This window comes from Stappia stellulata, assembly GCF_020176715.1.
In the GTDB taxonomy this organism is placed as follows: Bacteria; Pseudomonadota; Alphaproteobacteria; order Rhizobiales; family Stappiaceae; genus Stappia.
Map to the genome: position 1 here is coordinate 68,355 of NZ_JAIVMF010000017.1, position 12,953 is coordinate 81,307.

General features: G+C 66.2%; 13 protein-coding genes and 1 tRNA gene. 8 read left to right on the top strand and 6 right to left on the bottom strand.

Translation table 11 applies throughout. The features are described from left to right. The first annotated feature begins 166 nt into the window (after nucleotides 1-166). Complete coding sequence (locus LC092_RS17365; protein ID WP_224808611.1) at nucleotides 167-1,222, top strand: helix-turn-helix transcriptional regulator; 1,056 nt, start codon at nucleotides 167-169, stop codon at nucleotides 1,220-1,222. A 194-nt stretch (nucleotides 1,223-1,416) separates the two neighbouring features. Here the strand turns inward: LC092_RS17365 and LC092_RS17370 are convergent, their stop codons facing one another. Then, nucleotides 1,417-1,875, bottom strand: a complete 459-nt coding sequence (locus LC092_RS17370; RefSeq protein ID WP_318245933.1) for an RNA polymerase sigma factor — start codon at nucleotides 1,873-1,875, stop codon at nucleotides 1,417-1,419. Between the two features lie 135 nt (nucleotides 1,876-2,010). Between LC092_RS17370 and LC092_RS17375 the strand changes: the two genes are divergently transcribed. After that, nucleotides 2,011-2,781 (top strand): DNA cytosine methyltransferase, encoded by a 771-nt coding sequence (locus tag LC092_RS17375; protein ID WP_224808612.1) that lies wholly within the window; start codon nucleotides 2,011-2,013, stop codon nucleotides 2,779-2,781. Between the two features lie 55 nt (nucleotides 2,782-2,836). Next, nucleotides 2,837-3,154, top strand: a complete 318-nt coding sequence (locus LC092_RS17380) for a hypothetical protein (RefSeq protein WP_224808613.1) — start codon at nucleotides 2,837-2,839, stop codon at nucleotides 3,152-3,154. 314 nt (nucleotides 3,155-3,468) lie between these two features. Here the strand turns inward: LC092_RS17380 and LC092_RS17385 are convergent. From LC092_RS17385 to LC092_RS17405, 5 genes are all read right to left on the bottom strand, one after another. Then, a tRNA-Arg gene (locus tag LC092_RS17385) sits at nucleotides 3,469-3,545 on the bottom strand. Nucleotides 3,546-3,753: 208 nt separating this feature from the next. Further along, complete coding sequence (locus tag LC092_RS21305) at nucleotides 3,754-5,304, bottom strand: sensor histidine kinase (protein WP_224808614.1); 1,551 nt, start codon at nucleotides 5,302-5,304, stop codon at nucleotides 3,754-3,756. Nucleotides 5,305-5,389: 85 nt separating this feature from the next. Next, nucleotides 5,390-6,820 carry a dihydrolipoyl dehydrogenase family protein gene (locus tag LC092_RS17395; protein ID WP_224808615.1) on the bottom strand — a complete coding sequence of 477 codons (1,431 nt, stop codon included), beginning with the start codon at nucleotides 6,818-6,820 and terminating at the stop codon, nucleotides 5,390-5,392. A gap of 52 nt (nucleotides 6,821-6,872) precedes the next feature. Then, nucleotides 6,873-7,667, bottom strand: a complete 795-nt coding sequence (locus LC092_RS17400) for a TVP38/TMEM64 family protein (protein WP_224808616.1) — start codon at nucleotides 7,665-7,667, stop codon at nucleotides 6,873-6,875. A 49-nt stretch (nucleotides 7,668-7,716) separates the two neighbouring features. Further along, entirely contained in the window at nucleotides 7,717-8,547 is an 831-nt protein-coding gene (locus LC092_RS17405; protein WP_224808617.1) for a DUF547 domain-containing protein, read from the bottom strand. A 374-nt stretch (nucleotides 8,548-8,921) separates the two neighbouring features. Here LC092_RS17405 and rpmH point away from each other — a divergent pair, with 374 nt between their 5' ends. From rpmH to yihA, 5 genes are all read left to right on the top strand, one after another. Beyond that, nucleotides 8,922-9,056 (top strand): 50S ribosomal protein L34, encoded by a 135-nt coding sequence (gene rpmH / locus LC092_RS17410; RefSeq protein WP_029058372.1) that lies wholly within the window; start codon nucleotides 8,922-8,924, stop codon nucleotides 9,054-9,056. Between the two features lie 36 nt (nucleotides 9,057-9,092). Next, the gene (gene rnpA / locus LC092_RS17415; protein WP_224808619.1) at nucleotides 9,093-9,509 is read left to right on the top strand and encodes a ribonuclease P protein component; all 417 of its coding nucleotides are present in this window, start codon (nucleotides 9,093-9,095) and stop codon (nucleotides 9,507-9,509) included. Between the two features lie 9 nt (nucleotides 9,510-9,518). Further along, entirely contained in the window at nucleotides 9,519-11,339 is a 1,821-nt protein-coding gene (gene yidC / locus LC092_RS17420) for a membrane protein insertase YidC (RefSeq protein WP_224808620.1), read from the top strand. A gap of 220 nt (nucleotides 11,340-11,559) precedes the next feature. After that, entirely contained in the window at nucleotides 11,560-12,198 is a 639-nt protein-coding gene (locus LC092_RS17425) for a CatB-related O-acetyltransferase (protein WP_224808622.1), read from the top strand. A 64-nt stretch (nucleotides 12,199-12,262) separates the two neighbouring features. Continuing rightward, nucleotides 12,263-12,943, top strand: a complete 681-nt coding sequence (gene yihA, locus LC092_RS17430) for a ribosome biogenesis GTP-binding protein YihA/YsxC (protein ID WP_224808624.1) — start codon at nucleotides 12,263-12,265, stop codon at nucleotides 12,941-12,943. The last annotated feature ends 10 nt before the right edge of the window (nucleotides 12,944-12,953 follow it).

Sequence of the window (12,953 nt, forward strand, 5' to 3'; positions counted from 1 at the left end):
CGCGCATCGTCCAATAAGACGAGCGAAGCACATCCAATCATTCGACGAATATTCAACACCACGACGATTAATTGACACATAGTCTATAAATCGTCATGATGGTGAACGCGCTGGCACGGATCGGGAGACGCCGGCGGCCAGGCATCGCATCGCGGGAGGAAGCGACATGCTCGACAGGGGACGGCACACCGCCGAAATTGCGGACATCATCGAAAGCATCTACGACACGCTCACCGGTGGCGGCACGTTGCGTCAGTGCCTCAAGCTGGTCCGCGACGTCACCGGGGCGATGGAGGTGACGCTCGAGATCGAGAACCGGGACGCGAGCGTTCGTCACCGTCGCCTGACCTCAAGCGCCGCAGAGGTCCGCGACGCGGCAATGCGCGACGCGGACCATCGCCAGGGCCTGTTCGCCACGACCGGCGCCCGGATCACCGCCGATTGCGGCGATCCGCAGGAGGACCATTACCGCCTGCATCTGACGCCGAGCCACGACGGCCCGCCGTTCTCGCCGGACCTTCGGCCTCTCGCCGAGGATCTCCTGCGGCATCTGCGCCGCGCCCACCGGCTGGCCGCCCGCATCGACCGCTCCGAGCAGGAGCGCAACGTCTACTCCGGCACGCTCGACCGCCTGGCCGTCGGCGCCATCTTCCTCGATGCTCAGGGCAGGGTCATTCACACCACGCGGGTCGCGCGGGACCTGATCGACAGTCAGGACGGATTGCGACTGTCGCGCGGCACCCTCGCGGCGGCGGATGCGCTCGACAACCGCGCTCTTCAGAGCGCCATTCGCAGCCGGCTCACTCCCGGCGAGACCGTTCCCCGGCCGCGGCCGCAAACGCTGGTCGTCTCGCGCCCCTCGGGTGCGCGCGAGCTTGGACTCATCGTTCACAGTTTAAGCTGTACGCCGGAGGCGCCCGGCGGCTTCGCCGCTGTCGTGATGATCCGCGATCCGGACAGCAGCGGCGAGCCGGAACGCGCCATCCTGCGCAACCTCTTCGCGATGACGGCGGCGGAAGCGGAAGTCGCCTGCAGCCTCACCTCGGGCCTGTCCCTGGACGAAACGGCGCAATCCCTGAACATCAGCCGCAACACGGCCCGCACGCATCTGCGCTCCATCTTCTCCAAGAGCGGCATCAGCCGGCAGACCGAGTTGATGCGCCTGATGCTGAGCAGCGCGGCAATGCTCGGCATGACGCCGATCGCCAGCCAGGACGAGTAGAGCGGACGGCGCGAACTGCGGCCATCCGCTCGACTTTCGCCCGGCGTTGACCGTCCCGCCGAGCGACGGCCGGCTGCGCGCTCAGCAATCGCACTCCACAAAACGCCCGTCGCCACAGGTCGGGCAGACTTCGGCGATCTGTGCCTTCAAGGCGCGCCGCGCCCTGTGCAGCCGGACACCGAGATGGTTGACGGTCACACCCTGCTCGGCGGCAACCCGGCACGGGGGGCCTCCTCCAGATCGATGCAGCGGATGAGTTCGGTATGGTCGGCCTTGAGTCGCTGAAGCGCCAGGCACACGCAACGGTACAGCGGAACGGCATCCGCCTCGGGGCCGTTCCGGTCCTCCCGCGGTTCACGCGTATAAGCTTCCTCGCCGCGTTGCCGGCTCGCACGTCGGCGGTAGTGATCGATCAGCGTGGCGCGCAGAACGCGCTGCAGCCAGGCCTCGGCCTGGGCGCCGTCGTCCGGCGCATCGCGTTGACGCAACACCTTCAGACAGAAGTTCTGATAGGCATCTTTCGCGTCTTCTGGCCGGCTCAGACGCCAGCGCAGATATCGGACATAGAGGCTTCGGTTCTTGATCAGGCACGAATGCGCCGTTTTTTGCCGCGCCGGAGGGGCGGACGGATGTAGACATTGACGGATCTCCAGGGATCAGCGTGAGACACGGCCGACGGCGGGCCGAACGCCACTTCGACACGGATCGATCAGCTTGCCGCCTGGAGACGCGGCAGTCGGAAATGGCAATAGGCGGGCGATCGCGGCCCGGCCTGTCTCGTGGCGCGGATGGCGGACGCGGCCTTGGATCCAGCGCCTGTCTGGGACGACGTGGCCACCTTCGACGGCACACCAGGGCGTGGCAAGGTTCATCTCGTCTCTGGCGGATACCCATGCCAGCCATTCAGTTGTGCTGGGCACCGCAGAGGAAAAGACGACCCGAGGCACCTGTGGCCGCACATCCGCCGGATCGTCGCGGAAATCGAACCGGAATGGTGCTTTTTCGAGAACGTCGAAGGTCACCTCGATCTGGGAGCCGCCGATGTCTTCCAGGACCTTCAAGGCATGGGCTACTCAGTCAAAGCGGGATTGTTTTCGGCGCTTGAAGTTGGCGCATCCCACCTACGGCGCCGGCTCTTCATTTTGGCCCACGCCGACAAAGTCCCTCTACTGCAACCGCACAGAGATCGAGTTGTCGGAGGCTGGCATGCGCCTTCGGAACGATCCGTCGCAGGCGGGTTCTCAAATTGCGCTCAGGAACTCCACTCGACAATGGACGCAGATCTGGCTTCTCACCCGTGCATGGAATGCTCGACCGACAGGACGACCGAGCTTCCGCTCTTCGCGCCCGCTCCATTTGAGCTTGATGTCTGGGCACAGGTCCTCGACAGGAGACCTGATCTTCAACCCGAGTTTTTCGGACTGGATAATGGGCTTGCCAATCGGGTGGAGCGATCCGATGCAGCCGGTAACGGGTTGGCCAGTCTCGCTGCAGCGCATGCGTGGCGAACTCTCAAGTCTGAGTTCGTCTCATCCTTGAAAGCCGACGTCAGCCCATGACAAACTCGGTCCATTGGAGGCGGCGATAAAGCCGCGGTTATGGACTGTCGAGATCATGGATTTGAAGCCAATTACCAGTGCCATCTTCGGCTTAGCGTTCTTCGCGTCGGGCGCGACTGCAATGCCCGACGCCAACACCATGAAACGGCTCGAAACGGTTGCGTTCTATCTGGGCGCAGCGGACCATTGCCAGATCGATATCGAGACCGAGCGCCTTCGCGCCTACTATGAGCGACAAGGTGCTCTCGATCCTGTTGTGTTCGGCGCTGTGGATCGCTTCGTCCGCGCTGGATCGGTCATCCGCCATCAACCGGGCAGCTCTCACTGCGGACTTACTGAGCGGATCATGAGGGCGGAAGGAATCATCGATTGATGGCGGTTTGAGCGGTCTTCAAACGGCGTTTCCCGACCTGAAATCGGTTGCCATTTGATCTTGCGCGCCGCGCCATTTGTTTTTGCGCGCTACACAAGGGGTCATGAAAAATCGAAAACCCGGCCCGGTCGGGAGAAAAGATCGGGGGAAATCGCGAGGGCGCGACGCCTGTAGAAGCCCGCGCGGAGGTGCGCGGCCATGGCCGGAGCAAAGGCCTCTGGCTCCATCCCGTCCCCGACGGCGCGCGCAGTGGTGCGACTGCCGTGCGCAACGGATCCGGTTCAAACGCGAAAATGAGGGTCATTCAGGGGAAATGGCGCACCGGGGAAGATTCGAACTCCCGACCCCCAGATTCGTAGTCTGGTGCTCTATCCAGCTGAGCTACCGGTGCTTGCCAAGGCCGCGATGTCCGGGTGAGCGGAGCGCGGCGGGCGGTGCGAAGAGCGCCTGCGCCCTTCGAACAGGGCGCATCTCTACTCCGGTCATTCGCCGATTGCAAGCGAGGGCGCGCGTTTTTTTGACCGCGCCGCGCTCCCCCGGCCAAAGCTGTTGATAAGCTCGCCGGCGCGTGGGGGTTTCGCCGCCGTGGCACAGGCTTTTCAGCTGGCCGTGCCGCGCTCCTGCCGGCCGCTGCCGGGCGCCGCCGTCGCGCTGTCGGCGCGACCGCTGGCCGGCGCCGCGCGCGCGCCCGCACGGCCGCTTGCCGGCAGGCGGATCTCGAAGACCGCGCCTGGCGCCTCCGCCTCCACCAGCCGGATGCTGCCGCCATGGGCGCGCACCAGTTCGGCCGCAATCGCAAGGCCAAGGCCCGTGCCGCCGCTCTTGGCGACGGACTGAAACGGCGTGAATAGCTTGTCACGGATCGCCGGTGGAATGCCCGGCCCGGTGTCGCGCACGCGGATGGTGGCGCCCCCGGCCGCGCAATCGGCCTCGATCGTGACGCGGCGCACCAGTGCCGCATCGCCGTTCGCCTCCAGCACCTGCACGGCGTTGCGGCACAGGTTCATCAACACGCGGAAGAGCTGTTCGGGGTCGGCGTCGATCTCCGCGCCTTCCGGCACATGCGTCTCGAACTCCACCCCGCCCTGCCCCGCGAGGCCGAAGACATCGACCACGTCGGCCACGATCATGTCGAGCCGCACGAGCCGGCGCTTGAGCGGTGCCTCGCGGGCACTGCCATAGGCAAGGACCGACTGGGTGTAGCTGACGGCGCGGTCGAGCGTCGCGATGATCTTTGGAACCAGCCGCTGCACGGTGGGATCGGCGACATGCTCCAGCCGCTCGGAGAAGAGCTGGGCGGAGGCCAGGATATTGCGCAGGTCGTGGTTGATCTTGGAGACCGCCAGCCCGAGGTCCGCCAGCCGCCGCTGCTGCTGCAGGGTCACCGCCAGCGTCGTCTGCATGTCGGCCAGACGCACTTGCGCGTCGCCGATCTCGTCGTTGCGGCGCGAGGGCACGATCACCAGGCTGCGGTCGTCCGGACTGTCCTGAAAACGGGCCATCGAGCGCGTGAGCTTTTGCATCGGCCGCACGAACAGCCAGCGCAGCGACAGATAGACGAGCGTCGCGGTGATCGCCGAGATCACGGCGGAAAGCGCCAGGATGCGCACGGAAAACGCCAGCATCGCGTCGCGCAGCAGCGCTTGCGGCATGACGATGTCGACGCGCCCGCCAAGGCCCATCTGCGACGGGCCGACGACACGCAGGTTGCCCTCGCCGCCATTGAGCAGGATCTGGAAGCTCTCGACGATGGAAGTGAACGGGTCGGCTTCGCCCATGTCAACGGTCCGCGCGACGGTGCCGGGCGGCCCGGACATGGCGATCAGCCGGCGGCGGGTGCCGTCGTCGAGCGCGATGGCGACGGCGCCGGTGGTGCGCAAGAGCTCCGCCTGCACGCCGGGCGCCACCATGTCGGTTTCCACCAGAATGCTGGCGGCGACACCGGAAATCGTCAGCTTGTCGATCAGCCAGGTGTTGCGGAAATTGGCGATCGAGGGAACGAAGATCAGCACCTCGCTCAGCATCACGAAGACGACGGTCAAGAGCAGAAGCTTGCCCGACAGCCCGCCCCAGCGCCGGCGCCCGGGATCGGTCGCGGCCGTGCCGGAAGAGGAATGCCGATCCCCGGTTTCTGGATCTTGCGGGCTCACGCGTCGGTCGCTCTTTCGCTTTCGGGCATCGGCTGCAGACCGGGCAGTCCCGGACGGCACGGCAGGCCCGCCCGGCGCCGGCAGCCTAGCCGAAAGCGGCCAGCAGACGCACGACGCGGCGAACCCAGGGGTTTTTCGCGCTGTCAGCATAATAGGAAATCGCCGCGCGGCGAACCGCTTCCGACAGCGACGGGTAGGGAGAGACGAAACCGGCGAGATCGCGCACGCTCAAGCCCTTGGAGACGACGAGCGACAAGAGGTTGACGATCTCGCCCGCGGACGGTCCGACCACATCCGCTCCGACCACCCGGCCGCGCTTGCCGACGATCAGGCGCACAAGCCCCTCGGTGCGCCGTTCGGCCTGCGCGCGGTCGTTCCCGGAAAACGGCGCGTCGAGGATCCGCACGGTGTGGTGGCCATGTTCGGTGCGCGCTTCGGCCTCGGTCAGGCCGACATGGCCGATCTCGGGATCGGTGAAGGTGACCCAAGGAATGATCGCGCGGTTTTCCCTCGCCGGCAGGCGAAACAGGATCGCGCGGATGACGATACCGGCGTGATAGCCGGCGACATGGGTGAACTGCAGCCCGCCGGCGATATCGCCGATGGCATAGACCTTCTTGTTGGAGGTGCGCAGGTCCGCGCCGACCGTGATCCCGGCGCGGGTGTGCGCGATGCCGGCCTCCTCCAGCCCCAGCCCCTCGAGGTTGGGCTTGCGTCCGGCCGCGACCAGCAGATGCGTGCCGGCGATTTCCCGGCGACCGTCGCCATCCTCGACGGCGACCCTGATGGCATCGACCTCTCCGGAGACCTCGGCAACCCTGGTCTCTTCCAGGATTTCCAGCCCCTCGTCCCTCAGCCGCGCCAGCACGATGGCGGCAAGGTCCGGGCTTTCCTTGGCCAGCGCGGTCTGCGCCTCGACGACCGTGACGCGGGCGCCGAGCCGCTTGTACGCCTGCGCCAGTTCCAGCCCGATCGGGCCGCCGCCGACGACGATCAGATGCTGCGGGCATTCGGTGAGGCCGAAGACGGTTTCATTGGTGAGGAAGGGAACCGTGTCGAGACCCGGGATCGGCGGCACGGCCGGCGAGGAGCCGGTGGCGACGACGAAGCGGCGGGCGCGGACATCGGTGTCGCCCGCCCTGACCGTGCGATGATCGACGAAGCGGGCGACCTCCTGGACGACCTCGACGCCGAGCCCCTCGAAGCGCTCGACCGAATCATGCGGCGCGATCGCGCCGATCACGCCGTGCACATGGTCGTGCACCGCCTGGAAATCGACGTCGACGGACGGAACCGAAACGCCAAGGGACATGGAATGCGCCGCGTGATGGGCGGCCTTGGCGGAAGCGATCAGCGCCTTGGAGGGGACGCAGCCGTAGTTGAGGCAGTCGCCGCCCATCTTGCCTTTTTCGATCAAGACGACCTCGACGCCGAAGGCGGCGGCGGCGGCCGCGACCGACAGTCCGCCGGAGCCCGCGCCGATGACGCAAATGTCAGGTGTCAGAACTCGGGTCATGGCGAAACCTCCAAGGGAAAACGGTGAAACGCCGCCGGGGGCGTTGCAGCTGTCACGCCGGCGGCAGCTTGCGCTTGCGCCATTTCTTGACGACGACCGGAATGAGGGCGGCAAGGCCGAGGGCCGCAAAGGCAAGCACGATCTCGCGCGTGATCAGGGCGGAGAGCTCGATGGAGCAGGTGCCGGCGGCGGCGCAGCCGGGATCGGCGGCCTCCTGCGCGGCGATCACGCTGTCGAGCCCGGCGCCGATGAAGGCATAGGCGAAGGTGCCGGGAAGAATGCCGAAGAAGGTGGCGACCAGATAGGGCCTGAGCCGCATGTCGAAGAGCGCCGGCGCGATATTGACCAGCCAGAAGGGAAACACCGGGGCAAGCCGCAGGAACAGGAGGTAGTGGAAGGCGTCCTCGCGAAACCCGGCCGCGAGCCGGTTCACGAACGGACCGGCCTGCGCCTTGAGCGTTGCGCCGAGGGAGGTGCGCGCGGCGAGGAAGATCAGAGCCGCGCCCGCGGTCGCGCCGACGGCCGTCAGCACGCCGCCGAGCGCCCAGCCGAACAGGAAGCCGCCGATGATGGTGATCAGCGACGCGCCGGGAAACGACAGCGCCACCGCCGCAATATAGAGCGCGACATAGGCGAGCGCGGCGACGAGAAGATTGGCGGAAACGAACTCCGCCAGCGCGCCGCGTTCGCGAATCAGAACCGAAAGGCTGAGATAGTCGGTCCAGCCGAAGGCATAGCCAAGCGCGGTGATCGCGGCGATGGCGATCAGCGGTGCCCACCGCCGCCATGCCGGCTTTTGCGGCGCGACCGGCGCAGGCGTGCCCTTCCCGCTTTCGCCCGTGTTCATGTCCGCTCCCCCGTCGCCGCCCGCACGGCCAAGTGATGCGTCGTGCGTTTCAACCCGCATCGTTCAGGCTCCAATCATAGTCATAGCCGGCGATTCGCCGCGCGCCCTCGATGGCCGCGGCCAGATCGGGCCGCGCATACCGGCGCCAATGGGCGCGCAACTGCGATTCCGAGCCGAAATCCTCCGAAAACCAGCTGTAGATCTTCGAGGCGCGGATCCCCGCACCCTCGACCCGCACGCCCCGCGGCGTGTTGATATAGCCACGCGCGCCCTCTTCCAGCATCGCCTCCAGCGCGCCGCCGGTGTAGGCGCGCGGGGCGAGATCGGGACAGCCGACCGAGGCGCAATTGACCGCGTAGTGCACCCGCGCATCCTTGTAGCGCTTGCGCAGGATGCCGTGCTCGATGTCGTCGAGCGACAGCGCCCGGCCCTCGACCGTGACGAGATCCTTTTTCCAGGGACCGCGCGAAAAGAAGCCGCCACCGAGATCGATGTCGCGGATCGAGGCGACCGGATAATGCTCCAGCACCACCTGGAGCGTGACCGCATTGTAGAGGTTGACCCAATAGGCGAAGGCATCTGGCGCCCCGAGCGCCGAGACCCGCGTCGCGGCAAGGCTTTCCACATAGCGATCGAGCGCCGCGCGCCCGCCGGCCTTGAAAGCGGCATAGCGGATACGGTTCAGACCCGACCGCGACACCACGACATAGCGTTGCAGCAGCTCGGTGAAGGCATCATGCGAGGGGGCGGCCTGGGCGACACGCGGTCCGGCCAGCGCAAGCGCGCCGGCACCGGCGATCAGCATCCGGCGGGTGAAGCGGACCGGTGGACCGGCGCTCGCGTCTTGGAAAGCGCCGTGGATCGCGGTTTTCGCAAGCATGGTTTTCCTCTTCGTGTCCGGCGGACGTTTGCGGCGTCCTTCCCTTGCGTTCTATCCTCAATCCGCCAAGGAAAAACCCGATTTGCCCCGGTCTCACCCGGAAGTGATCCCTCCCCGCCCGCCTGTCACCGCTGCGTGAACGAAATCCGGGCAATCGCGCAGGCCGATCCTGCGCCGGAACGCGGCGGCACGCATTGCGCTTGTCGTTGACTTCACCGGGCTTGGCCCGTATAAGCCTGCGCAATCGGGTCGTGCTGACTATTGCGGCGCCCACGACGGCCGCGGTCTCCTCGAAAGACGGGGGAACGCGGTTCGGATCACCAGACAATTCGACAATCAGGGCCGCGCGCCCTTCGCGCGCGGAAGCAGAAACAATGAAGCGCACTTTCCAGCCGAGCCGTCTCGTCCGCAAGCGTCGCCACGGCTTTCGCAGCCGCATGGCAACCAAAAACGGTCGTCAGGTCATTCTCCGCCGCCGCGCCAAGGGCCGCAAGCGGCTGAGCGCCTAAGCAGGATTTGGCCGGGCCGCGGCAAGGGAGACCTTTGTGATCCAAGCTGCGCCGCCCGACACCTTGCCAACTCTCAAGAAACGCGCCGAGTTTCTGGCCGTCGCCAAAGGCGGCCGGATGCCTCGGCGCGCTTTCGTGCTTCAGGCGGCCGACTGTTCCGGCCCGCCGCGCATCGGTTACACGGTGACGAAGAAGGTCGGCAACGCGGTCGAACGCAACCGCATCCGCCGTCGTCTGCGCGAAGCCGTGCGCGCCGCAAGCGATGCCGCGCGCGCCGACGTCGATTACGTGCTGATCGGCCGGCGCGGCGCCTTGTCGCAGGATTTCTCAGAGCTCGCCGGCGATATTCGCGCCGGTCTGCAGCGGGCATCGACCGCGCCTTCCGCCGGACCGCGCCACGGCAAGCGCGGCGCCCGCTCCAAATCAACGCCTGTTCCGAAAAAGCAAGGGTGAACGCCGACTATGGCTGACAACCGTAATACGATCCTGGCTATCGTCTTGTCCCTGGTGGTCCTGCTGGGTTGGCAGTATTTCGTGGCCCAGCCGCAGATGGAGCGCCAGCGACAGCTCGCCGAGCAGCAGGCCGCCGAAACCCAGTCGCAGACGCCGACCCCCTCGGGCTCGGCCGCGCCGCAGACGCCGGGCGTCGCCGGGTCGGCCAATGTGCCGGGCACCGGAACGCCGGTCGCCGGGAGCGCAGCGCCGGGTCTCAGCCGGGAAGCAGCCGTCGGCGCCTCGCCGCGCGTGACCATCGAGACCGACCGGGTCGAAGGGTCGATCAACCTGACCGGCGGGCGCATCGACGACCTCCGGCTCAAGGATTACCACGAGACGGTGGACCCCACGAGCCCGACCATCGTGCTGTTCTCGCCCCGGGGAAGCCCGAAGCCCTATTACGCCGACTTCGGCCTGACCGCGGATCCGGGCGCCGGCATCGCGCTGCCCGACCAGACCAGCGAGTGGAGCGCGCCCGCAGGCGCGACGCTGACGCCGACGACGCCGGTAACGCTCACCTGGGACAATGGCGCGGGCCTGGTGTTCACGCGCACCATTTCCATCGACGACAACTACATGTTCACCGTCGAGCAGGGCGTGCGCAACGAGACCGACGCCGCCGTGCAGCTCTACCCCTACGGCCTGATCGCCCGCAACGGCCTGCCGGAGACAACCGGCTTCTACATCCTGCACGAAGGCCTGATCGGCGTGTTCGGCGAGGAAGGCCTGCAGGAAGTCGACTACGACACGCTGCAGGAAGACGGCCCCGTGCGCCCGGCCAAGGTCAATGACGGCTGGCTCGGCATCACCGACAAATACTGGGCGGCAGCCCTCGTGCCGACGCCGGGCAGCGCCTTCCAGCCGCAGTTTTCCTATTCGGCGCAGACCGACAACTTCCAGGCGGATTTCCTGGCCGATCCGATCCAGGTGGCCCCGGGCGCGACCGCTTCGGCGAGCTCGCGGCTCTTCGCCGGCGCCAAGGAAACCGCCAATATCGACAGCTACCAGGACGACCTCGGCGTCAAGAATTTCGAGCTGCTGATCGACTGGGGCTGGTTCTACTTCCTGACCAAGCCGCTGTTCTACATCATCGACTACCTGTACCGCCTGGTCGGCAACTTCGGTGTCGCGATCCTGCTGGTGACGGTGGCGATCAAGCTGGTGTTCTTCCCGCTCGCCAACAAGTCCTACGTCTCGATGAGCAAGATGAAGCTCGTCCAGCCGCAGATGACGGAAATCCGCGACCGCTACAAGGACGACAAGCAGAAGCAGCAACAGGCGCTGATGGAGCTGTACAAGAAGGAGAAGATCAATCCGCTGGCGGGCTGTCTGCCGGTGCTGATCCAGATCCCGGTGTTCTTCGCGCTCTACAAGGTGCTCTTCGTCACCATCGAAATGCGACATGCGCCGTTCTTCGGCTGGATCCAGGACCTTTCGGCCCCGGACCCGACATCGCTGTTCAACCTCTTCGGCCTGATCCCCTGGGATCCGCCGCAGCTCCTGATGCTCGGCATCTGGCCGCTGATCATGGGCGTCACGATGTTCGTCCAGATGAAGATGAACCCGGCGCCGCCCGACCCGACCCAGCAGATGATCTTCACCTGGATGCCGGTGCTCTTCACCTTCATGCTGGCCTCCTTCCCGGCCGGACTGGTGATCTACTGGGCCTGGAACAACTCGCTTTCCATCGCGCAGCAATATGTGATCATGCGGCGCCAGGGCGTGAAGGTGGAGCTGTTCGACAACATCAAGTCGACGTTCCGGCGCAAGAAGCCCGACGAGAGCTGATCGCGCCGCATCGCAAGACATCGAAAGCCCCGGGCCTGTCCCGGGGTTTTTTCATGCCGCCCCCTTGCATGACGGCAGGGACAGAGGCATTCAAGACCGAGCAGATCGAAGGAGAAGGGTCGATGGACAAGATCGTGTGACGAGAGGTGCGCCACCGCACCGTCCCCTCCGCCGGGCGTTCGACGCACCGGCACGCCACGATATCTCCGGAGACCATCCCATGCACGGCCCAGATCCCCGCACCCGCCATCCGCTTGGCGGCGCGCCGCACACCGTCTTTCTCAACACGGTCATCACCCGCGCGACCATCGAGGTCGGCGACTTCACCTATTATCACGACCCCGACCGGCCGGAGGCCTTCGAGGACCGCAACGTCCTCTATCACTTCGATTTCATCGGCGACCGGCTGAGGATCGGACGGTTCTGCGCGCTGGCGACCGGCGTGCGCTTCATCATGAACGGCGCGAACCATGCCATGGGCGGGTTTTCGACCTATCCGTTCAACATCTTCGGCGGCGGCTGGGAAGACGGCTTCGACCTTGCCAGCGTGACCGACGGCCTGCGCGGCGACACGGTCGTCGGCAACGACGTGTGGATCGGCCGCGAGGCCACCGTGATGCCCGGCGTCACGATCGGCGACGGCGCCATCGTCGGCGCCAAGGCGGTGGTCGCCGCGCCGGTGCCGCCCTACGCCGTCGTTGCTGGAAACCCCGCACGCATTGTGCGATACCGGTTTTGCGACGACACGATCGAAACGCTTCTGGACATCGCCTGGTGGCACTGGACGCCGGAAAAGATCGCGCGAAACCTTGATGCCATCCGTGGCGCGGACCTCGACCGGCTTAGGGCCGCGCGCTGAGCCGAGCCCCCGACATATCTGCTTACATGTGCCGCAGCAGCGGCCGCACCGGAACCCTGACGCGATGACCGAGACCGACACTGCCGCCCCGCACGATCCGAACGACCCAGCAAGCTACAGCGATGCCGAGATCGAGGCCGGCCGTCTGCTGTTCCGCCGTCCGTGGGCGTTCATCACCAGCGTTGCGCGGCTCGACCAGTTGCCCGGCGACGAGATGATCGAGGTCGCCTTTGCCGGGCGCTCGAATGTGGGAAAGTCGAGCCTGATCAACGCCCTGACCGGCGTCAACGGCCTGGCGCGCACGTCCAACACGCCCGGACGCACGCAGATGCTCAATTTCTTCGGTGCCGAGGGCAGCGACGTGGCGCTGGTCGACATGCCCGGCTACGGCTACGCCAAGGCGCCCAAGGACCTTGTCGATGCCTGGACGAAGCTCGTCTACACCTACCTGCAGGGCCGGGCCCGGCTTCGGCGGGTGTTCGTCCTCGTCGACAGCCGCCACGGGCTGAAGCCCAACGATCTGGAGGTGATGACCCTGCTCGACCGGGCCGCCGTCAACTATCAGGTGGTGCTGACCAAGATCGACAAGATCAAGCCCGGGCAGGCGAAGCGGGTGAAGGAGGAAACCGTGCAGGCCATCGTGAAGCGGCCGGCCGCGCACCCTGTGGTGATCGAAACCTCATCCGACACGGCAACGGGGCTTGCGGAACTGCGTGCCGAGATCCATAAACTCACCTTGACGTAGCGCCAGGGCC

Excerpts from the sequence above, each read along its gene's own strand:
- LC092_RS17425 (WP_224808622.1), top strand. The coding sequence starts at position 11,560 with ATGCACGGCCCAGATCCCCGCACCCGCCATCCGCTTGGCGGCGCGCCG.
- rpmH (WP_029058372.1), top strand. The coding sequence starts at position 8,922 with ATGAAGCGCACTTTCCAGCCGAGCCGTCTCGTCCGCAAGCGTCGCCAC.
- yidC (WP_224808620.1), top strand. The coding sequence starts at position 9,519 with ATGGCTGACAACCGTAATACGATCCTGGCTATCGTCTTGTCCCTGGTG.
- LC092_RS17365 (WP_224808611.1), top strand. The coding sequence starts at position 167 with ATGCTCGACAGGGGACGGCACACCGCCGAAATTGCGGACATCATCGAA.
- LC092_RS17380 (WP_224808613.1), top strand. The coding sequence starts at position 2,837 with ATGGATTTGAAGCCAATTACCAGTGCCATCTTCGGCTTAGCGTTCTTC.
- LC092_RS17375 (WP_224808612.1), top strand. The coding sequence starts at position 2,011 with ATGGCGGACGCGGCCTTGGATCCAGCGCCTGTCTGGGACGACGTGGCC.
- LC092_RS17405 (WP_224808617.1), bottom strand. The coding sequence starts at position 8,547 with ATGCTTGCGAAAACCGCGATCCACGGCGCTTTCCAAGACGCGAGCGCC.
- LC092_RS17400 (WP_224808616.1), bottom strand. The coding sequence starts at position 7,667 with ATGAACACGGGCGAAAGCGGGAAGGGCACGCCTGCGCCGGTCGCGCCG.
- yihA (WP_224808624.1), top strand. The coding sequence starts at position 12,263 with ATGACCGAGACCGACACTGCCGCCCCGCACGATCCGAACGACCCAGCA.
- LC092_RS17395 (WP_224808615.1), bottom strand. The coding sequence starts at position 6,820 with ATGACCCGAGTTCTGACACCTGACATTTGCGTCATCGGCGCGGGCTCC.